This window comes from Sorangium sp. So ce726 (assembly GCF_051521405.1).
Lineage (GTDB): Bacteria > Myxococcota_A > Polyangia > Polyangiales > Polyangiaceae > Sorangium.
On the sequence record NZ_CP150349.1, the window covers coordinates 10,042,202 to 10,061,891 of the forward strand.

A 19,690-nucleotide genomic window follows, 5' to 3' on the forward strand; every position below is an offset into this window, starting at 1 on the left:
CAGCCCGGAGGAGAGGCCGCCGCCTGCCGGACGCTCAGCTGTAGACCCCCTGCACGTACTCGGTCAGCATCTTGATCTCGGCCTCTTGCTCGCGGCTCACCCAGTGCACGAGGTCGCCGATCGAGATCATCCCGACCACCCGCCCATCCTGGACGACGGGCAGGTGACGGCAGCGTCGCTCGGTCATGACGGCCATGGCCTGCCGCGCCGACGTGCTCAGCTCGACGCAGACGACCCCGCAGGTCATCACCTCCGCCACGGGCGTGTCCGCCGGATCGCGTCGGGCCAGGATCACCCGCGTCATCACGTCCCGCTCGCTGATGATCCCGCTCGGGGACCCGTCGATGCTCACGAGCAGCGCGCCCACACGCCGCACACACATCGACTGCACAGCCTCGAAGACCGTTGCTTCCGGCGAGATGGTGTAGACGTTCCGACCCTTCCTGTTGAGGATTTCGCCAATGCTATCCATGGTCATCCCCTTCCTGAGGGGAATCATGACAAAAAAATCGCGCGTGTGGCGTGCTCATGCGCAATTTTTTCGGCTGCTTTTCACCTGGACGCCTGGCTTCCCGCGCTTCACGGCCGGGCTCGCCTCGGCGTGGAGGATGCGGCCGGGCTGAGGCGGCCGCCCATTGTTGCATGGATATTTCAGACCGAGGGCACTGCTCTTTTCGACGAATCGATGAGGCCCTCTCCGGCCTACCAGCCGGGGGGAGCTATCAGTAGGCGAGCGTGCAGGTGTTGCCGGCTCCGCACTCTTTGGAGGTGACCGCTGCGACGACCTGGGACGCCGGCATCGGCGTATAGCGGTAGGGGATCTCGAAGACGGTGCCCCTCGAATCGTTCAGGTCGTCGCCAGTCCCCTGATTACCGATCCCCTTCCAACCTCTTGGACTGCCCATGTCCGTCCAGATCGCCCTGTTCTCATCGTAGACGCAGTTCTCGGCGATGAGCGCCATGTCCTTGCCCACGCCGTGGATCTGCCCGCCGCCGGTGTTGTGGTAGTTGTTGAGCATGTGGACGTTGCCGTACCGCCCGCGAGGCTGGCGAGTATCGACGCGCTCGCCCCAGTGGCTGTTCATGTACGTGATGCGCAGCTTGCCCTCGCTCGCCGGCTCGTCGTCGCTACCGGCGATCAGGTTCGAGAACCGGTGCTCCTTGTCGTACGTATAGTAGAAGCGCGCCCAGGAAACGGTGACGTAGTCGGCGCCCTGGGTGATGTCGCAGTTGCCGTCCTGGCCGTCGGAGATGTCCAGATGGTCCAGCCAGACGTGGTGGGCGCCGTTCCCCGTGTAGACGGCGTCTGCGCCGGCCTTGCACTCGTCGTAGCTCGCGCAACGCGCGCCCCGCACGGCGAGGTTGCGGATGATGATGTTGTGCACGTCGGCGCCGCTCATCCGGATGTTGCCCGCGATGGTCACCCCGGGGCCGATGCCGATGATCGTCTTGTTGGCGCCTGGCGCGAGTGTCCCGCTGTAGTTCCCGGGCTTCACGAGGATGATCGCCGGGGTCGAGCCCTTCGCCGCGTTCTGGAGCTCGCTCATCGAGTCCACGGTGATGGCCGAGCTCAGATCCGTGCCGCCGCCGGTCGTGCCGCCACCGACGCTCGCGAAGCCCGGAACCGGATCCGTGATGCGAAGGTCCCCAACCGGGGTCGACCCGCCAGTGCCCCCGCCACCAGCGCCCGCTCCACCCGTGTCCTCGCCACCAGCGCCCGCTCCACCAGCGCCCGCTCCACCCGTGCCGGCCGCGCCCCCGGTGACGCCGCTCGTTGCGCCGGTGGTGGCTCCGGCATCACCTGTTCCACCCGTGGTGGTACCGGAACCGCCCGTGGCCGTCGCCCCCGCGCTGGAGGTTCCTCCAGAGCTCGCGCCGGGGCCGGGCGTGACATCGGGATCCGTCGAGCTGCAAGCGATCAGCAAGCCGAGAATCGAGAAGGAGGCGAGTCGATACGAGTGGGTCATGGTTCCTCTGCCGGTGATGGAAGCCAAGCTTCTTTCCCTCAGGTTGCGCGGCGCCCCCGCCAGCCGTCAGAAATCGCCGGGACGCTCCGGAACCGAGATCCGCGTCGAATCCTGGAAGGCCGAGCTCGGCCTTTGCAACCAGGGGGCGCCGCGGGTGCTCACCGTCGCCTTGCCACTGCGCGCGGGCGGGCGCGGGGCGCGCTCCACCCGAGAGCGTGCGCCATCGCACACCAGCCTGAGGCGCGCGTGCTTGTCATCCTCCCGGCAGCGGTGCCCCCGGCAAGTTCCGGGCAAGTTGTCGCGTCTCGCGAGAAGAGAATTAACGCAAAGGCGCAAAGGCGCAAAGGCGCAAAAAGGCGGAGATAGGGTGCGGGACATTCACGGCTGCAGACCGTTGACGACGCGATGGATGCCCTGTCTCACGAGGCGCTCGCCGAAGTTGATGACGAGTGCGAGCTTGAGATCACAGAGCTTCAGGTAGGTGAGCGCTTGCGCTTCGAACAGGCGGTTGTAGATAGCGGTCGACTTGCACTCCACGATGACACGTTCACCCACGAGCAAGTCGAGGCGGAGGTCGGTGGCCAGCCGTCTCCCTTTGTAAACGAGCGGGACAGCCTTCTGACGCTGCACGTTCAGCCCTCGCGACGAGAGCTCGAAGGCGAGCGCCTCCTCGTACACGGCCTCAAGCAACCCAGGCCCTCCCAGCGTGCGATGGACCTCGATCGCCGCGTCCACCACCACCTTGGCTATCCCGTTCTCCTCCATTCAACCCACATCTCTTTTTTGCGCCTTTGCGCCTTTGCGCCTTTGCGTTAATTCTCTTCTCGCGAGACGCGACAACGCGCCCGAAACATGCCCGCAGTGCATGCCGGGGACGACTCCCCTCACCGCTCCGCGCGGTCGAGCCACGCCCGCGCGTCCTTCTCCAGCAGCGGATCCCCGAGCCGCACCGACAGCTCCAGGAGATCCTCGAACTCCCGCCGCGCGAGCGCGTCGTTGCGCGCGTTCTTCAGCAGCATCGCCGCCGCCCAGCGGCCCTGCAGCACGTCGTGCCAGTAACCCTGCTCCTCCGCCCGCGTGATGAGCGCCTGCAGCCGCTCCCGCGCGTCCCCCGCCCCCGCCACCCCGTCCAGGTACGCGAGGTACATCCGGTTCGAGGCGGCCACCCGGTCGTACCCCGCCTCGTTCGCCCGCTCCAGCGACTCCGCGAAGAGCGCCCGCGCCCGCTCGTGCTCGCCCAGCCGCACGCACGCATAGGCCAGGTTGTGAAGGTTCACAACCCCGTCAAACCGCAGCGCGAGCGCCCGGTCCAGCTCGATCGCGCGCTCACATGCCCCCGCCGCGGCCCGGAAATCCCCCGCGTAGAGCTCGATCGTCACCAGCAGCTTCGCCCGCACCGCCTCCGCGACCCGATCGCCCGGGGCGGCCGCCTCCCAGCGCGACAGCGCCTCCAGCGCCCCCGTTCGATCACCCGAAGTCGCCCGCGCCAGGGCGATCGACTGGAGCGCCCGCGGATCGTCCGTCGGCCCGAGCGCGGCGAGATCGAGCGCGGCCCGCCGCGCGCGCGCGAACTGCCCCTGAAGGCACGAGACCTCCACGTCCACCGTCAGCGCCTCCTGCAGGAGCTCGCGGCGCCCCACGGCCATCTCGACCACGTCGTCGAGCAGGTCGTGCGACAGCCGGAACAGGTTGGTCGCCCCGAGCGCGCGGGCGAGCTCGATGCGCAGCTTCACCCGGAGCTCCAGCGAGCCGACCGCATCGACGCGCCCAAGGATGCGGTCCGACGCCGCCGGCAACGACGGCGCGCGGCGCGCGTGGCCGACCGCCTTCGAGAGGATCCCCACCCACCGGCCGAGCTCGTCGGGATCGCGCCGCGCGACGTCCGAGAGCTCGAACGCCCGCGTCATCGCGGCGATCGCCGCGTCGAACTCGCCGCGGCGCACGCGGACCCCCGCCGCGCGCGCCAGGTGCCCCGCCGCGCCGTCCGCGTTCCCGAGCGAGAGCGCCCCGTCCGCCGCGCGGCCGAAGTGGCAGTCGACAAGCGCGAGCACCGCCGGATCGTCCGCGCCCACGCGCTCCAGCCACTCGGCCGCGAGCCAGTGGCCGAGCGCCCGATCCGCGTCCGTCAGCATCTCGTAGGCCGCGTCCCGCACGAGCGCGTGACGGAACGCGAACTCCGGCTCCCCGCGGAACATCGACTCCGGCCGAGGCTCGAGGAGCTCACGCTTCTCGAGCGTCAAGAGCCACGACTCGAGCTGCGGCACCTGCCCGCCCCCGCCGAGCATCGCCTCCAGACCGCCCCGCCAGAACACCTCGCCCATCACCGCCCCGGCCCGGAGCACCCGGCGCGCCTCGGGCTCGAGCGCCGCGATCCGCGACTGCATCATCGCGAGCACCGTCTCCGGCACCTCCCCCGCCCGCCTCTCCGCCGTCGCGCGCACGAGCTCCTCGAGGAAGAACGCGTTCCCCGCCGACCGGTCGACGAGCGCCGCGAGCTCGGCCTCCGGCGGCGCGTCGCCAAGGACCTCCCGCACGATCCGCTCGCACGCGCGGCGCGACAGCTCCCCGAGCCGCATCTCCGTCGCCTCGCGATCCTCCCACAGGCCCGGGAACGCCTCGCGCACCCCGGGGCGCGCCAGCGCCAGCACCATGAGCGGCTGGTGCCGCAGGAACCGGAGCGCCGCGTCGAGGGTGTCCACCGTGGCGCGATCGCAGAAGTGCAGGTCGTCCAGCACGATCAGCACCGGCTGCGCGTCGCACTCGGCCCGCAGGAAATCGAGCCACGCCCGCCGCGCCTGCTCCTCCATCACCGCGCGATCCTGCCGCGCCGCGCGCAGCGCCGGGCTCTCCGGGAACGGCACCCCGATGAGCTCGCCGAGCAGCTCCGTCACCCGCTCCCGCGCGGCCTCGCCGACGTGCCGCGCGACCCGCGCCGCCAGCTTCTCCCGCCGCGCCTCGGCGGGCTCGTCGTCGAGCAGGCCCGCCGCGCGCCGCACCGTCTGCGCGAGCAGCCCGAGCGGCGCCCCGCCGCACATCGGATCGCCGTGCGCGCGCCACACCGTGACCGGCTCGCTGCGCGCCTCGACCCGCCGGAGCAGCTCGTGCGCGAGGCGCGACTTGCCGACGCCCGCCCCCGCCGTGACCAGCACCACGCGCGCCACCCCCTCGGCCGCGCACTCGTCGAGCACGTCCTCCAGCGCCCGGAGCTCCCGCTCGCGCCCCACGCAGGTCGTGGGCTTGCCGAGCACCTTGCGCCCTCCGTCCTGCGGCTCGCGCGCGCCGAGCAGCGTGGGGCCCTGGCTGCCCGCCGCGATCTCGAAGCGGTCGACGAGCAGTGCGGCCGTCATCTGGTCGATGAGCACCGGCCGGCCCGAGGACGGATCCTCCGCGGCGTGGCGGACCCGCGCGTCGAGCAGCGCCCCCGCGCGGTCGATCACCTGCCCCACCGCCTGCGTCCCGGCGATGACGTCCCAGCCCGTCGCCAGCGCCACCCACGCCCCGGGCAGGAGCGCGTGGATCGAGAGCGCGCAGCGGGCGGCCTTGCCGGCGAGATCGGTCGGCGAGCCCGCGCCGGCGACGACCGCGGCGACCGAGCCGTCGGCGAGCACCTCCAGGACCGCGCCGTGCGCCTGCGCGGCCTGCCGGACCTCGTGGAACGGCGTGGTCGGCGGCGGGGCGGGCCGGGGCCTCACCGGCGGCGCCGGCGCGAGCAGGCCCTCGGGCAGCGCGTCCTTGCTGCCGGAGACGACGGTCGCGTGGTGCCCCGACAGCATCGTGTCGCTCGCCCGCTCGGCGCCCGCGATCGCCTGCGGGCGGGCCGACGGGGGGCCGCGCCTGCCGGCGCTCATCTCGGCGGCGAGCACGACGCTGACGAGCCGCCGCTCGCTCTTCGTCAGCGCGGGCGTCGGCAGGCCGTTGCCGGTCGACATGTTGCCCTCCACGACGCTCAGCATCCGGAGCTCGGCGGCGACCTCGCCCGCGTCCGCGGGGCGCTCCGCGGGGTTCTTCGCGAGCAGCCGGGCGACGAGCAGATCGAGCGACGGCGGGATGTTCGGGCAGAAGGTGCTCGGGCGCGGCGCGGCCTCGAAGAGCACCTTGGCGAGGACGGACAGCGGGTGCTGGGCGACGAACGGCGACCGCCCGGTGAGGCACTCGAACAGCAGGCACCCGATCGAGTAGAGGTCGGCGCGCGCGTCGACGTCGACGTCGCCGCGGACGCGCTCCGGCGCCATGTAGGCGGGCGTGCCGATCGCCGAGCCGGTGAGGGTGAGCTCGTACGTCGCGTCGGCCTGGCGCGCGATGCCGAAGTCGATGAGCTTCGCGTTCCCGATGTCGCCGCCGGGCAGGAACACGTTGGTCGGCTTGAGGTCGCGGTGCACGATGCCGCGCGCGTGGACGGCGGCGAGCGCCTCGGCGACGCGGCCGACGAGCATCAGGCTGTGCTCGATCCCGAGCGGCCCGCGCGACAGCCGCGCGCCGAGGTCCTCGCCCTCGAGCCACTCCATGGCGAGGTAGTAGAGGCCGTCCGCCGTGACGCCGTGGTCGATGTAGCGGGCGACGACGGGGTGCTCGAGCTCGGCGAGCAGGCGCGCCTCCCGCTGGAAGCGCACGACGTGCTCCCTGCCCTGGTTGAAGATCACCTTGAGCGCGACCGCGTGGCCGCTCTGCCGGTCGAGCGCCCGCCACACCGCGCCCATCCCGCCGGAGCCCGCGAGGCGTTCCAGCTGGAAGCGGTTGGCGAGGACGTGACCTGAATGCATGGCTCAAGTATCGGTGTGCAGACCTCCGCGGTCCAGGCGGCCGGGGCGCGCGTGGATCGCGAACCGTGGGCCCACCGCCCACGCGGAGCGCGAGGATACTCATCCCGCGGCGCGGCTACGAGCCTCGAAGGCCCGCGGGCGCAGCCGCCGGGCCGGCGGGAGCGCGGCCGCGGCCCGCCCTCGCCGGCCGACGGGGCCGCTCACGTCCACGCGAGCGCGCCTGTCGGGCTCGCAGGGGCGCGCTCGCAGGGGCACGCGGCCTCGCGCCGCCTGCGCCGCCGCGGCGGAGACCTCAGCTGGCGAGGCGCTCGATCCGCGCGTCGACCTCGCGCTCGGCGTTCAGCCAGTCTTCAACGGGGTTGTTCCGGAAGCCGGCCCTCTCGGCATATCCATAGGCCACCTTGGCGATCAGGCCGTGGCGCTCCTCGCGCGACACCCGCGGGCGCGGCGGCGCGGCCTTCGGGGCATCGGCGCTCGCGCGCTGGGCGGCGGGCTCCACGGCCGCAGAGGGCATCTCGACGGCGGCGGGGGCAGAGACCGCGCTCTCGGGCTGCGCCGAGGCGACCGGGCTCGTGGCCCGGGTGGTCTTCGTGCGGGCCGGGGTCTTGCGCTTCGAGCTCATCTCGTCGTCTCTCCTTTCGGGTACACGGGTCGACTAACCCAAGTCCGCGCGTACGCACAAATTTTGAGCACGTAGTTTCTCGGCGCCCCGCCGCCGCCGGTCGGGATCTCCCTTCCAAGAGACCGTGGTTCGCGGTAGAGTGGATGTCGCTGACCGGGTGAGATCACCCGGCATGTGTCAGCCATCATCCCTCGTTGTTCGTCGCCACCTCGTGGCCGACGTTCATCCGCCATCGTCCATCCATCGTCCATCTTTCGTTCCCACCGTCGTTCCCATCTTCGTTCACGGCGGCCCATCCCTGGTCGCCGCCTGCGCTGAGGACAGCTCGGTAATCCAGAAAACGGCAGGCGCGTCGCTCGCCGTCTGCCCATGAATCGAGGAGATGCGATGTGGAAGAAAGCGCGGCCCCTTCCCGGCGCACGGAACACCTCTGCTCGTCCGGCGGCGGGATGACGCGCGTCGTCTGGGTCGAGGACGACAGCGAGGTGCGGCTCGTCGGCGCCTCGGAGCGCTGGGCGCGCGCGATGGAGCAGCTGCGCCGGCTGGCGGAGCACGAGCGCGCGCCGCTGCTCATCACGGGCGAGCCTGGCACGGGCAAGGAGCTCTGCGCGCGGCTCCTTCACGCGGCGAGCCCGCGCGCGGGCGGCCCGTTCGTGGCGGTGAGCGCGGCGCGGCTGCCGCCCGAGCGCCTCCGGGAGGAGCTCTTCGGCGTGGCGGCCGGGGCCGACGGGCGGCCCGCGGGGCGCCCCGGGCTGCTCGAGCTCGCGCGGGGGGGCACGCTCTTCCTGGACGAGATCGGCGCGCTCCCGCTCGAGCTCCAGCCGCGGCTCCTGGCCGTGCTCGACGGGGAGCCGCTCTGCCGGATCGGCGGCGGGGAGGCGCTGGTCGCGGACGTGCGGGTCATCGCCGCGACGAGCCAGGATCTCGCCGCGCGCGTCCTCGGGCGGTCGTTTAACGAGGCGCTCCACCGGCGCGTCGGCGGGCTCGGGCTCTCGCTCCCCCCGCTGCGCGAGCGCGACGGCGACGTCCGCAGGCTGGTCGAGCACTTCCTCCAGCGCCAGAGCGGCGCGACGGGGCTCACGAGCGCCGGGCTCTCCCCGCGCGCGCTCGCGCAGCTCGAGGCGTACCCCTGGCCGGGGAACGTCCGCGAGCTCCGGAGCATCGTCGAGCGCGCCTTCCTCCGGGCCCACGGCGCGCCGCTCGATCTGGAGCACCTGCCGCCGGAGATCGGCGCGGCGAAGCATCCGTCGTCGCCGCCGCGCTCGGGCCCGCCGGGCGCGCTGCGGCCGTCGCCGCCGGCGCGCGGCAGCGCGTCGCTCGGGGAGGCCGTGCGCCGCCACATCCTGGCGGTCTACGCCGCCCAGAACGGCAACGTGACCCGCACGGCGAGCGCGCTCGGGATCACGCGGGTCTCTCTCCGCCGGCACCTGCGCCAGTACCTCGCCGCGGACGCGCGCGACAAGGAGCCGCTGAGCGATCGCTAGAGCACCGATCGCGTTGATCAAGCGAGAGACGAACCGCCAAGCGCGCCAAGGACGCCAAGAAAAACACAAAAATCTTGGCGTCTCATGGCGCCTTGGCGGTTCGAAATTCTGCTCTTCTTAGGCGATTTTAACCTGTTTATCGCTCTGGGGCCGCGCGTCAGGGATCCCGCCTGGACCCGTACCTGAACGCGCCACCGCGCGGCGCGCAGGAAGCGCTCAGAGGCCGAGGGCGCCGATCATCTTCTCGGCGTAGCGGGTGCCCAGGGTGACCTGCGCGTCGTGGCCAAAGTGGAGATTCCAGGTGTCCGCAGGATCGATCGCGAGCCCTTCTGCCGAGACGGCGTAGGCCTTGGGGATCAGCCCTGGGAGCTGGTTCACGAGCGAATTGTGTTTTGCGCACGACCCCGAATGGAGGAGCTCTCCTGCAAGGAACGGCACGTCGCCGATCCCGAGATCAGCGCGCAGGTCCGAGACGAGCGTCTTCACCTTGCCGGGCCACGCGGGGTCGCCGCAGTTCGACTCGCCTTGATGGAACAGGATCCCTTCGATCGCGCCCCCGATCTCCTGCGCCGCCTTCGCGCGCGACAGGATCCAGCTGTACTTGCTCCCCCCCACCTTCATGAACGTCTCCACCTTCTCCCCGCTGATGGCGGAGGGGACGAGGCCAACGCTGTCCTGGGCGGGGTAATGGTCGAGGATCGTCCTGGAGAAGTAGTCGCCGGGCCCGATCGCTCCGTTCCAGCATTCGTGGAGCGGTGGGGCAGCGACGTCCCACGCGCCTTCGACGCGCCCGGTCGCGGCGCAAGCGTCGAAGCCGAGGACCTTGATGCGGGGATTCTCGGTCTTGTCTGCGGCCAAGGCCTTCGGGTACCCGGCCATGTTCGATTGCCCGAGGAGGAGGAAGACATGAAACACCGGCGCGGCCGATCCTCCGCCGCCGCTCCCGCCGGTGCCCGGGTCACCCGCGCCGCCTGCCCCCGGCTCACCCGCGCCGCCTGCCCCCGCGTCATCCGCGCCGCCTGCCCCCGAGAGCTCTCCGCCCACCGCGCCTGAACTCTGAGCGACCCCCTCTGCGGGCCCTCCGCCCGCGAGAGCCCCTGTCGACGCTGAGGACACGACGCTGGAAGGCGCGCCGCCTGCCCCGCCGGTGCCCACGGGTCCGGACGCGCCGGCCGGGACATCTGCTTCACCGCAGGCAAGGAGCCCGACGAGCGAGAACGCGATGCGCGACGGGATGAGCCCGGGAGACCATCGAAGGTTCGTTTTCATGCGAGAATTTCCCCGACAGCTGCCGCTGATCCATGATGAGTGGAGATCTCGCGCCCGGCGCGGGTACGGCGCGACCGATGCCCCTGCGCCGTTGCTCGCGAACGGGGTCGGCGCCGAGATCGCTCCCGATCCCGAGGACGAAGGGCCCGGTGCGCATGACGCTATCCAGGGCAAAGCGGAAGGATGCCCCGAGAACAATGTGAACGCTCACATTGCCCGCGTCAATACAAATCGGCCGGCTCGTGGCTCGCCTCCCCCGACATCGCCCAGGCGCCGCTCAGCCAGCGAGGTCAGCGTTCGGAGGCGGCTCGTTTCTGACCAAGACGGTGCTCGCCATGCCCACCGATGGCGCAAGGAACTGGGAACGACTCAGCGCCGGCGACAACACCAGACCACTTTCCAGCTCGAGCGTGCCTGTAAACGAGTCGATCTTCATGCCTGACAGCTACCCCTCGCTCTCCCCCGTGTCAGGTTCAGCGATCTGTCATCCGGGCCCATCCATCCTCTTCAAGTACGAGTCAAGTACGAGTCCACCGCACGCCTGTAGTCGGCCTCGGAGATCAACGGTTCGACATCCTGTGGGAAGCGATAGGGCGCACCGGAGCTCCCGTCCTTGACCTTGAGCGCTTTGCAGAGGCGCTCCACCCGCTTCAGGTGGCCGCCCGATTGCGGGAGATTTCGGGCCAACTCGGTGGGCACAAACACATCGACATCCGAGACCAGACGGTGCTGCCGGAGCCGCACCAGCGCGCCGTTGAGCTCATCCCAGGTCACGATCGCGTGGTTGACCATGTCGGCAGCAGCGATCACGTTGGGCAGCTCTGCCCTGCCGTCGCCCGCGACCAGCAGCATCGCGTACAGCACCCAGATATCGCTCGAGAGCAGCTGTTCCACGCCTTCTGCAACCTCCCCCACAAAACGTCTCACGACTCGGCGCCGCGCCGCAAGGCCCAGTTGGCACCAGGCGGCCCGCGCGCCCCTCTCCTCAGGACGGCTGCGCGAGGCCGAGCTCTCCCTCCGGCTCGACGGGCAGCTCGACGAGGAACGTGGTCCCTGAGCCCAGCCGACTTTGCAGCTCCACGCGCCCTCCATGCGCTCGCACGATCTCCCGAACAAGGTACAGCCCGAGCCCGAGGCTCTGCGCTTGATGAAGCCCCGTCGCGCGCTCGAACGCCTCGAACACGCGCCGCTGGTCGGCCTCGGAGATCCCGATGCCCTGATCGGAGACCGTGAGGCGAGCGACGGCCCCGTCCCCGTCGGTGACGATCCGGACCGGCTTTCCAGCGCCGTACTTCATGGCGTTCGTGAGCAGGTTCGTCACGACCTGCTCGAGCCGCAGCCGATCCCACTGGCCCACGACGGCGCGCTCCGCCTGCACGTGGAGCGCACATCCAGCCAGCTCGGCCTGCTCGCTCAGCCGCCCGACGACGTCCCGCACGAGGGCCGCCAGGTCCACCGGCTCACGCGTCAAGGCGAGCCGCCCCTTCTGGACGCGCGAGAGATCGAGCAGGCTGTCGATCAGCAGGTTGAGCCGACCGAGCTGGCGCTTGAACGACGTGAGGGACGACGACAGCCACGACGAGGAGACCGTCTCTTGCTGCTTGATCGATCGCGCGAGCGCGTCGAGCTTCAGATGGAGGCCTGTCAGCGGCGTCTTCAGCTCGTGGGCGAGGAACGCCGTGCGCCGCTCCGCGGCCTCCGCCGCCGCCCGCGCCTCGCGCTCCCTGGCGAGCAAGAGCGCGTTCTCGAGGGAGATGGCCGCTTGCGTGGCGAGCAGCTCGAGGGCGAGGAGCCGATCGGGCGTGAACGCGTGCGTGGTGACGTTGTTCTCGAGGTACAGCAGACCGAGCACCTCGGCCTGCCGCAAGATGGGAACGCAGAGGACCGACCTCGGAGTGTGCCGGACGATGTACTCGTCCCCCGAGAACCTGCCCGCCTTCGCGGCGGCGTCATCGAGGAGCACGCGCTCCTTGGTGAGCCGCACGTAGTGGAGGAGCGAGGCAGGGAGGAGCGGGGAGGACGACACCGGCAACGACTGGAGAACCCTGGTCACGGTCCCCTGTCGCTCCTCGATCGCGGCCTCCGCCTCGATCGTCAGCTCGCCGTCCCGCACGAGGACGAGGCAGCCCTTCTGGGCACCTCCCTGCTCGAGGACGAACTCGAGCAGGGTTCGCAGGAGCTTCTCGAACAGGATCTCGCCCGAGATCGTCTGCGACGCCTTGACGACCGCGAGCACGTCGAGCAGCTCCGTGCGCGCCGCGAACGTGGCGGTCGGCGCGAGCGGCCGCCGCTCAACGAGCTGCGGATAGAGCTGCTCGAGCTGCTTCACCTTTCCGTCGGCCCCCCAGCGCACGTAGCACGAGCGGGCTTCGCACAGGTACGTATCGGAGAAGCGCTCGAACCCCCGCGCCCGATAGAACCGAGACGCGAGCTCGTAGGCGAGCGCCTCAATGTGGACGAAGCCGCTCTCGCGCGCCGCGCGGATGGCCTCTTCATAGAGGCGCATCGCGTCGAGGTCCCGGCCCTCGATGCGGGCGACCTCGGCGGACACCAGGGCGTAGCGGCTCCGGAAGTTCTCGGGGCAGTTGGCGGCCCAGCGCCTCAGCTTCTGTAGCGGCTTCTCGATCGCCTGAGTGAATCGCTGCCGCTGCTCGGCCGGCGCCTGCGGCGTCTGCGGGGAGAGCGCCGTCACCGTGAGCGCGTGGTAGAAGTGGTGCGCCGCCTCGATGGCCAGAGACGCCACCTGATCCTGCATCAGCGCGGCGCTGGCCGCGGACTCCAGCGCTTCGGCGTGACGCTCATGCGTGAACGCCGCGACCTGCTTCATGATATGATATGCGGCGATCCCGAGGCTGAAGCCCGCCTTCTCGAAGGCCGCGAGGGAGCTCGCCTCGTCGAAGGCGCCGCTGCTGAAGCTCGTGGGCGCCCGCGTCGCTCCCTTCAGGCTCGCCGCGAGCTGCTCTTCGAGCCGGACCATGTGGTACACCACGTCGTTGTGGGTCTGCCGGGCGAAGGCGGTGTATTTGCGCGCGACGTCAATGACGTGATCGAGCGGGTCGCCGTTCTCCAGAACAACCCACACCATGTTGTACGTCAAGTAGCCGGCAAGGATGAAATCTCCGACCTCGAGGCAATCGCGAAAGGCCTTATCCATGAGCGGAATGCTCGTCGCGTAGTGCCTGTGCCAGATATTGACGATGCCCGCGTGGTGGAAGAGCAGCCTCCCCTTCAACACGGCCGTGACGCTCTTGAATTTCTCGTTCAGCTTGAGCGCCATCTCGGAGAACTGGAACGCGCGCGGGACGTCCCCGAGGATGGACGCCATGACCCCGGCATAACAACTATAAACGAAGGAGGACTCCTCGGCGTGTCCGTGTTGCAGGGAGGCGTTCACCCCCTTGGCGGTGAGCAGCGGCCAGAGCGCCGGTCGCACACCGTAGACGAGCGGGCACGATTCGGCGACCAGGGCGATGAACACCCGCACGTCTTCGTCGGTCGCCACGGGCGCGTCGACGAGATCGGGGATGCGGCGCCCGCGCAGGAAGATCGGGACCTGCCGGATCTCGGCCTCCATGGCCGCCTGGATCTCCTCGTCGGCGTCGGGGAGCGTCGCGCCGTAGAGCCGCAGGGCGTCGTTCATGACCGCCACGGCGTCGCGGTGTCGCCCGGCGATCTGGTAGAGCCGCATGCGCAGCCGGTGGGCCCTGACCCGATCGGGCCTGGAGCGGGCGTTCTGGAGGATCAGATCGAACAGCTCGTCGGCCGGCTGGAAATTGCCAGCGATGGATTCGCATTCGGCGAGCTCCATGTACAGCCTGAACGTGTCCTCGTACCGCGCGCTCCAGGCGTCCGGTGGCAAGAGGGACGTCGCCTGCGCCAGGTAGTTGCGCGCCGAAGCGTAGGCGACCGAGGCCCTCGCCTTGATCCCCGCCAGGAGGTTGAGCCTGCAGAGCGCCTCCCTCTCGCGTGGATCGGTGATGAGGTGGGCGCCGTGATTGAGCTGGGTCGCGACGTCAAAGGCCCGCTCCTCGACCGCCCCGCTGGGCAGATGAGCCACGAGGCGCCGGCCGATCTCGAGGTGCACCGCGGCGCGCCGAGCCGCCGGGATGAGCGAATAGGCCGCCTCCTGGACGCGGTCGTGCAGGAACTTGTAGGTGCCTTCGTGGCAGAGGACGAGCCCGGCGAGGATGGCCTGCCAGACATCCGCCTGCAGCGCCTCCTCCGAGCGGTCGCACGCTATCGTCAAGACGCCGACCTCCGCGGCGTTCCCGAGACAGGCGAGCTGCTTCAGCGCCTCCTGGGTACTAGCAGGGAGCCGCGCGAGCTTGTCGACCATCAGGTCGACCACGTTGTCGGTGAAGCCTTTGGCGCGGATCTTCGCCATGTCCCACCGGAAGGCGCCCGTGTGCGGGTCGAGCTCGATCAGCTGCTCTTCGTGGAGGGCCAGGAGAAACTGGATCGAGAAGAAGGGGTTGCCGGCCGTCTTCTCGTGGACCAGGGCCGAGAGCGGCGCGGCGTCCTCGGGGCGGCATTGAAGCATATCGCTGACGAGCATGGACAGGTGCTCGCGGGAGAGCGGGCCGAGCACGATATCCCGGACGCGCGCGCCCTCCCTCCTCACCTCGTCCAGCGCCGTCATGAGCGGGTGCGAGGGGGTCACCTCGTTGTCGCGGTACGCGCCGATGACGAGGAGGTGGCCCATGTCGAGGTGCGTCACCAGATCCTGCAAGAGGGCGAGGCTCGCCGAGTCGGCCCACTGGAGATCGTCGAGGAAGAGCACGAGGGGGTGCTCCTTCCGGGCAAACACCCCGATGAAGTGCCGGAAGACGATCCGGAACCGGTTCTGCGCCTCGACCGGCGGCAGATCGGGCGCCGGCGGTTGCGGGCCGATGACCAGCTCGAGCTGCGGGATCAAGTCCACGATGAGCTGCCCGTTGATCGTGAGGACCTCGAGCAGCCGCTGCTTCCAGGCGGCGATCTTCTCGCTGTCGGCGAGGAGCTCGAGCACGATCTCCTGAACGGCCTGAACGATGGTGGAGTAAGGGATATCGCGCTTGTGCTGATCGAATTTTCCCGAGGCGGAGAACCCCCGCTCGCGGGCGACAGGCTTGTCCAGCTCGTGGACCAGCGTCGACTTGCCGATGCCAGAGTAGCCCGACACGAGCACGAGCTCTGGCGTTCCGGTGTCGACCATGCGCTCGAAGGCGCGCAGCAGCACCGCGACCGCCTCGTCGCGCCCGTAGAGCTTCTGCGGGATCTGCATGCGGCCCGACGCGTCCTGCTCGCCGAGCGGGAAGGCCGCGACGCTGGCGCCGCCGCGCCACGATTCGAAGCACCGTTTCAGGTCATGGCCAAGGCCGCGGGCCGTCTGGTAGCGCTCCTCGGGCATCTTCGCGAGGAGCTTGATCACGATGCGCTCGACCGCCTCGGGCACTTCGGGGACCACCTCGGATGGCGCCGCGAACGCGCGAGCGACGTGACAATGGATCCATTCGAGCGGGTCGCGGGCGTCGAATGGGAGCTTCCCCGTGAGCATCTGGTAGAACGTGACCCCCAGGGAGTACAGATCGCTGCGGCTGTCGATCCCACGGTTCATCCGCCCTGTCTGCTCGGGCGACATGTAAGGGAGGGACCCCTCGATGAGGCCCGCTGGCTCCGCGTCGTCGTGCTGTTCGCGGGAGAGCCGCGAGGCGAGCGCGAGATCGGCGATCTTCACCTCGCCGGTGGCAGCGATGACCAGGATATTCGCGGGCTTGAGGTCTCTGTGAACGACGCCTCGCTGATGGATGTCGGAGACGGCATCCGCGATGCGAATCGCGAGCTCGAGGAACCTGCCGATCGCCATCGGCGCGCCGAGCAGTCGATCAAGCGGCTCAGCGCCGGAATCTTCCATGACGAGGGCGAGCGCCCCATCGTACATCTCGAGGGCGAGGGGCCTGACGACGGCGCCCACGTCGAGCATCTTGCCCGTCTCGTACTCCCTCTTGAGCCGGGCGAGGTCCTTCGGCCGGCAGCTCCTCGGGTCGAGCACCTTGAGGACCACCGGATGGCCGTCGGCGTTTCGAACAGCGCGGTACACCGCGGTACCGCGGCCCTCGTAAATGGTCTCGGAGATCGTGTAGGGGAAGGGAGGGGACGGGCTCGTCATGCAGGCGCTGGGCAAGGCAGCCTCGGCAGTGGCAGCAGGAGCCCCCTCCCCCGATAGGGTATACCATTCCCCGCCCCCGCATCATGGCCAGCGTTGCGGGCGATCCGGCGCGAATTCGCGTCAGCCGACGGGCTCGGCCGCGCGCGGTTCCCGAGGACGCCGTCGCCAGGCCGTCTCGGCCGAAGCCGCTCGTCTCAGGGTGCCATGAGCTCCAACGATGGTTTGAACAGCAAGAAGATCACCACGATCGCCGGAGGACACCAGGGCCGCCCTTGTTGGCGACGCGACAGCGTGGGCGGAGCGTCGCTTTTCTCCGCGGCGGCTGCGCTGATTCAGCGCGACGCGCGCGCTGACATGCCTCTCGCGATCGGATACTGCTCGAGGCCATGTCGCGCCGCCGTTCTGCCCTCGTGATGGCCGCTGTCTGCGCCGTCGTGCTGCCCGCCGTCCCGCTCGCGTGCGGAAGCGATCGCGAGATCGACGCAGGCCAGGGGAAGGGCACGAACAGCGCCGGGGCGTCAGGCGGCGAGGCCGCTGGCGCCGGGGCGTCAGGCGGCGAGGCCGCTGGCGCTGGCGGAGCTGGCGCTGGCGGGGCTGGCGGCGGTGCGCAGTACGGGAACGTGCTCTGTCCGACCTCGTTCACGTTCAACGCGCCTCCCGGGGCCACGGATGTCCGCGTCCCTGGCGAGTGGAACGGCTTCGATCTCGGCGCTGCCCCGCAGCTGCAGGGCGGTACGCAGGGCCGGCTCGTGGCCACCGTCGACCTGCCGCCGGGGCTGCACGGCTACAAGATCGCCTATCGGTCCGGCGGCGAGGTCTCGTGGGTGCTCGACCCGGCGGAGGGGCGCCGCAAGTACGTCGACGGGGTAGAGAACTCGGCCGTCAAGGTCCCTGACTGCCGCCTCCCGTCGTTCTCGGTCGCGTCGAGCCAGGCGACGCGGCCTGCCGCCGGACAGGGCGCCTTCGAGGCTCGGCTCGTGTACCGGGACGGCATCGAGGGCGCGGGCCCGGAGGCGGCCGCGTTCGAGGCGGTTCTACAGGACCAGGACGGCGAGGCGCGCCCGCTCACGGATCAGGAGCTCTCGGTCGACGCGCGCGGCGACGTGCGGATCCGGCTGGGCGGCCTCGGCGACGGCAAATACCGCGTCACCCTCCGCGGGGCGACCCGGAGCGGCCGCGCCGGTGAGCCGCTCCGGCTGGTGTTCTGGGTCGAGGCCGAGCCGTTCTCCTGGGAGGACGCGCTCATCTACATGGTCGTCACCGATCGTTACCGCGACGGCGATCCGGCCTTGAACCCGCCCGCCACGCCGGGCGCCGATCCGCGGGGCGACTGGGCCGGCGGGGATCTCGAGGGGCTGAGGCAGGCGATCGAGGACGGCACGCTCGACGCCCTGGGCGTGCGGGCCATCTGGCTCACGCCGTTCCAGGAGAACCCTGCCGGCGCCTTCCTGGCGAGCGATGGAGTCCACCAGGTCACCGGATATCACGGTTACTGGCCCATCAAGGCGCGCGAGGTGGATCCGCGGCTCGGCGGCGCCGGGGCGCTCCGCGCGGTGGTGGCCGAGGCGCACCGCCACGGGATCCGCGTCCTCCAGGACTTCGTGGTGAACCACGTGCACGAAGATCACGAGTACGTCTCGTCTCACCCGGGCTGGTTCAGGACGGGGTGCGTGTGCGGGACGGACGGCTGCGACTGGACGTCGCACGCGCTCGATTGCATGTTCGCGAGCTATCTCCCCGACGTGGACCACACGGTGCCCGAGGCCAACGCCGCGTTCGTGGCGGACGCGGTCTACTGGCTCGACGCGTTCGATCTCGACGGGCTCCGAGTGGACGCCGTGAAGCACGTGGAGGAGATCGCGACGCGCAACCTCGCCGCGGAGGTCCGGGAGGCGTTCGAGCCGGCCGGCACACGTTATTTCCTGATGGGCGAGACGGCGATGGGCTGGAGCGACTGCGCCGACCCGTGCAACGACGAGAACTACGGGACGATCGCGAGGTACATCGGCCCTCAGGGGCTCGACGGCCAGCTCGATTTCGTCCTCTATCACGGGGTCTCTTACCGGACGTTCGGCTGGGGCGAGGAGGGCATGCTCCACGCCGCGTACTGGGTCGAGCACGGGCAGCGGCGGTGGCCTGAGGGCGCGATCATGACGCCGTACATCGGCAGCCACGACACGGCCCGGTTCGCGACGCTCGCCGACTATCGCGACGACGCGGGGCCTCGCGGCCGGGAGGTCCCGGGCCGCCAGTGGTCGGACACCGCGGGAGCGCCCGAGTCGCCTGAGGTGTACGCGCGGGCGCGCCTCGCGATGGCGTGGCTCCTGGGCCTCCCGGGCGCGCCGCTGCTCTATTACGGCGACGAGTACGGCGCGTGGGGCGGCGCCGACCCGAACAACCGCAGCGTGTGGCGTCCGGAGGAGGATCTCACGGCGGACGAGCTGGAGACGCTCGATTTCGTGCGCGCGCTCGGGGCCGCGCGCCGGGACATCCCCGCGCTCCGCCGCGGCGCGTACGTGAACCTCACCGCCACGGAGGACACGCTGGTCTTCGGCCGCCGGCACGGCCGGGGGGAGTCCGCCGTGGTGGCGCTGACGCGCGCGGGGACGGAGCAGCACATCTCGGTCGAGGTCGCTCAGGCGCTCGGCCTCCCGCCCGGCACCGAGCTCAGGGACGCGCTCGGCGGCGCAAGCGAGGTCGTCTCCGCGACCGGCGTGCTCTCGATGAGCGTCCCGCCGGGCGGGGCGGTGATCTTCGCGCCGTGATCGCTGGTAAGCGGGCAGGAGCGGGCCTCGGAGGCGAGCGCTGGCGCAGCGGGAGCGGCGAGGTGGCGTCTGGACAAGCGCGGGAGGACGCGGCGACTCCCGCGCTGTCCGGTTGAGCTCCGCTGCCGCCCCGGGTATGTCGGAGCGGTACGACATGCAGCCACCCAACGCGATCCAGTTGCCCGAGGAGCTCTGCGCGCCGCCCCCGCGCCCCTGGGCGGCCTTGCGGCATGTCCGGCACCAGCTGACTGGCGTGGGGTACGCGCTGCTCTTCTGGGCGGGGCTGCTCGGGGTCGGCGCCTTCTACCGGCACATCGATTTCGTCGCGATGCTCCTCACGGTCTCGTGCGGCATCATGCCGTTCGTGCTCCTGTATCAGGTGCTGGGCAGCTACACCGCCTGCCGCCTGGCGCTCCGCGGCGCGCCGTCTGCGGCGCAGATCTTCGAGGGAGCCGTCGTGACGAGGTACGGGACGGTGAACATCTGGCACGTCGTCGTCGCCGGCCAGCACGTGCGGATTCGCGCGAACGCGCCGCTCGACAAGAGCGCGGTGGTCCTCGTGACGCCCGAGACGCGGAGCGGCAAGCGCCGAATCGGGGTCTATCATCCCCGGTTCGGGATCTGCACATCGCTCGTGTGAGCCGCGCTCGCGGCGCTGTTGTTGCGGGCGTAACC

The 19,690-nt window shown here is 70.5% G+C and carries 12 protein-coding genes; 3 read left to right on the forward strand and 9 right to left on the reverse strand.

From position 1 onward, the window contains the following. Positions 1 to 34: 34 nt before the first annotated feature. From WME79_RS37390 to WME79_RS37410, 5 genes are all read right to left on the reverse strand, one after another. Positions 35 to 472 (reverse strand): CBS domain-containing protein, encoded by a 438-nt coding sequence (locus WME79_RS37390; protein WP_437525017.1) that lies wholly within the window; start codon positions 470 to 472, stop codon positions 35 to 37. Between the two features lie 250 nt (positions 473 to 722). Next, positions 723 to 1,967 carry a pectate lyase family protein gene (locus WME79_RS37395; protein WP_437525018.1) on the reverse strand — a complete coding sequence of 415 codons (1,245 nt, stop codon included), beginning with the start codon at positions 1,965 to 1,967 and terminating at the stop codon, positions 723 to 725. Between the two features lie 378 nt (positions 1,968 to 2,345). Next, on the reverse strand, positions 2,346 to 2,732 hold the full coding sequence (locus tag WME79_RS37400) for a GxxExxY protein (protein WP_437525020.1): 387 nt from the start codon (positions 2,730 to 2,732) through the stop codon (positions 2,346 to 2,348). Between the two features lie 119 nt (positions 2,733 to 2,851). Further along, positions 2,852 to 6,727: a protein kinase domain-containing protein gene (locus tag WME79_RS37405; RefSeq protein WP_437525022.1), complete on the reverse strand. Its 3,876-nt coding sequence runs from the start codon at positions 6,725 to 6,727 to the stop codon at positions 2,852 to 2,854. Between the two features lie 292 nt (positions 6,728 to 7,019). Beyond that, on the reverse strand, positions 7,020 to 7,349 hold the full coding sequence (locus WME79_RS37410; protein ID WP_437525024.1) for a DUF2934 domain-containing protein: 330 nt from the start codon (positions 7,347 to 7,349) through the stop codon (positions 7,020 to 7,022). Positions 7,350 to 7,738: 389 nt separating this feature from the next. Here WME79_RS37410 and WME79_RS37415 point away from each other — a divergent pair, with 389 nt between their 5' ends. After that, positions 7,739 to 8,833: a sigma 54-interacting transcriptional regulator gene (locus WME79_RS37415; RefSeq protein WP_437525026.1), complete on the forward strand. Its 1,095-nt coding sequence runs from the start codon at positions 7,739 to 7,741 to the stop codon at positions 8,831 to 8,833. Positions 8,834 to 9,049: 216 nt separating this feature from the next. On the opposite strand, the gene WME79_RS37420 is transcribed toward WME79_RS37415, so the two are convergent. The 4 genes from WME79_RS37420 to WME79_RS37435 all read right to left on the reverse strand — a co-directional run bounded on the left by WME79_RS37420 (position 9,050) and on the right by WME79_RS37435 (position 16,250). Further along, entirely contained in the window at positions 9,050 to 10,102 is a 1,053-nt protein-coding gene (locus WME79_RS37420) for a sialate O-acetylesterase (protein ID WP_437525028.1), read from the reverse strand. Positions 10,103 to 10,379: 277 nt separating this feature from the next. Then, positions 10,380 to 10,538, reverse strand: coding sequence for a hypothetical protein (locus WME79_RS37425; RefSeq protein ID WP_437525030.1), 159 nt, complete (start codon positions 10,536 to 10,538; stop codon positions 10,380 to 10,382). Between the two features lie 71 nt (positions 10,539 to 10,609). Further along, positions 10,610 to 10,996: a hypothetical protein gene (locus WME79_RS37430; RefSeq protein ID WP_437525031.1), complete on the reverse strand. Its 387-nt coding sequence runs from the start codon at positions 10,994 to 10,996 to the stop codon at positions 10,610 to 10,612. A 91-nt stretch (positions 10,997 to 11,087) separates the two neighbouring features. Further along, positions 11,088 to 16,250 (reverse strand): AAA family ATPase, encoded by a 5,163-nt coding sequence (locus WME79_RS37435; RefSeq protein ID WP_437525033.1) that lies wholly within the window; start codon positions 16,248 to 16,250, stop codon positions 11,088 to 11,090. A 386-nt stretch (positions 16,251 to 16,636) separates the two neighbouring features. Between WME79_RS37435 and WME79_RS37440 the strand changes: the two genes are divergently transcribed. After that, positions 16,637 to 19,015: an alpha-amylase family glycosyl hydrolase gene (locus WME79_RS37440; RefSeq protein ID WP_437525035.1), complete on the forward strand. Its 2,379-nt coding sequence runs from the start codon at positions 16,637 to 16,639 to the stop codon at positions 19,013 to 19,015. Positions 19,016 to 19,169: 154 nt separating this feature from the next. Continuing rightward, complete coding sequence (locus tag WME79_RS37445; RefSeq protein WP_437525037.1) at positions 19,170 to 19,655, forward strand: hypothetical protein; 486 nt, start codon at positions 19,170 to 19,172, stop codon at positions 19,653 to 19,655. Positions 19,656 to 19,690 lie beyond the last annotated feature (35 nt).

What these genes read in the sequence shown, in the direction of transcription:
- WME79_RS37445 (WP_437525037.1), top strand. Translation starts at nt 19,170, where the DNA reads ATGCAGCCACCCAACGCGATCCAGTTGCCCGAGGAGCTCTGCGCGCCG.
- WME79_RS37425 (WP_437525030.1), bottom strand. Translation starts at nt 10,538, where the DNA reads ATGAAGATCGACTCGTTTACAGGCACGCTCGAGCTGGAAAGTGGTCTG.
- WME79_RS37420 (WP_437525028.1), bottom strand. Translation starts at nt 10,102, where the DNA reads ATGAAAACGAACCTTCGATGGTCTCCCGGGCTCATCCCGTCGCGCATC.
- WME79_RS37390 (WP_437525017.1), bottom strand. Translation starts at nt 472, where the DNA reads ATGGATAGCATTGGCGAAATCCTCAACAGGAAGGGTCGGAACGTCTAC.
- WME79_RS37395 (WP_437525018.1), bottom strand. Translation starts at nt 1,967, where the DNA reads ATGACCCACTCGTATCGACTCGCCTCCTTCTCGATTCTCGGCTTGCTG.
- WME79_RS37410 (WP_437525024.1), bottom strand. Translation starts at nt 7,349, where the DNA reads ATGAGCTCGAAGCGCAAGACCCCGGCCCGCACGAAGACCACCCGGGCC.
- WME79_RS37400 (WP_437525020.1), bottom strand. Translation starts at nt 2,732, where the DNA reads ATGGAGGAGAACGGGATAGCCAAGGTGGTGGTGGACGCGGCGATCGAG.
- WME79_RS37440 (WP_437525035.1), top strand. Translation starts at nt 16,637, where the DNA reads ATGTCGCGCCGCCGTTCTGCCCTCGTGATGGCCGCTGTCTGCGCCGTC.
- WME79_RS37405 (WP_437525022.1), bottom strand. Translation starts at nt 6,727, where the DNA reads ATGCATTCAGGTCACGTCCTCGCCAACCGCTTCCAGCTGGAACGCCTC.
- WME79_RS37435 (WP_437525033.1), bottom strand. Translation starts at nt 16,250, where the DNA reads ATGACGAGCCCGTCCCCTCCCTTCCCCTACACGATCTCCGAGACCATT.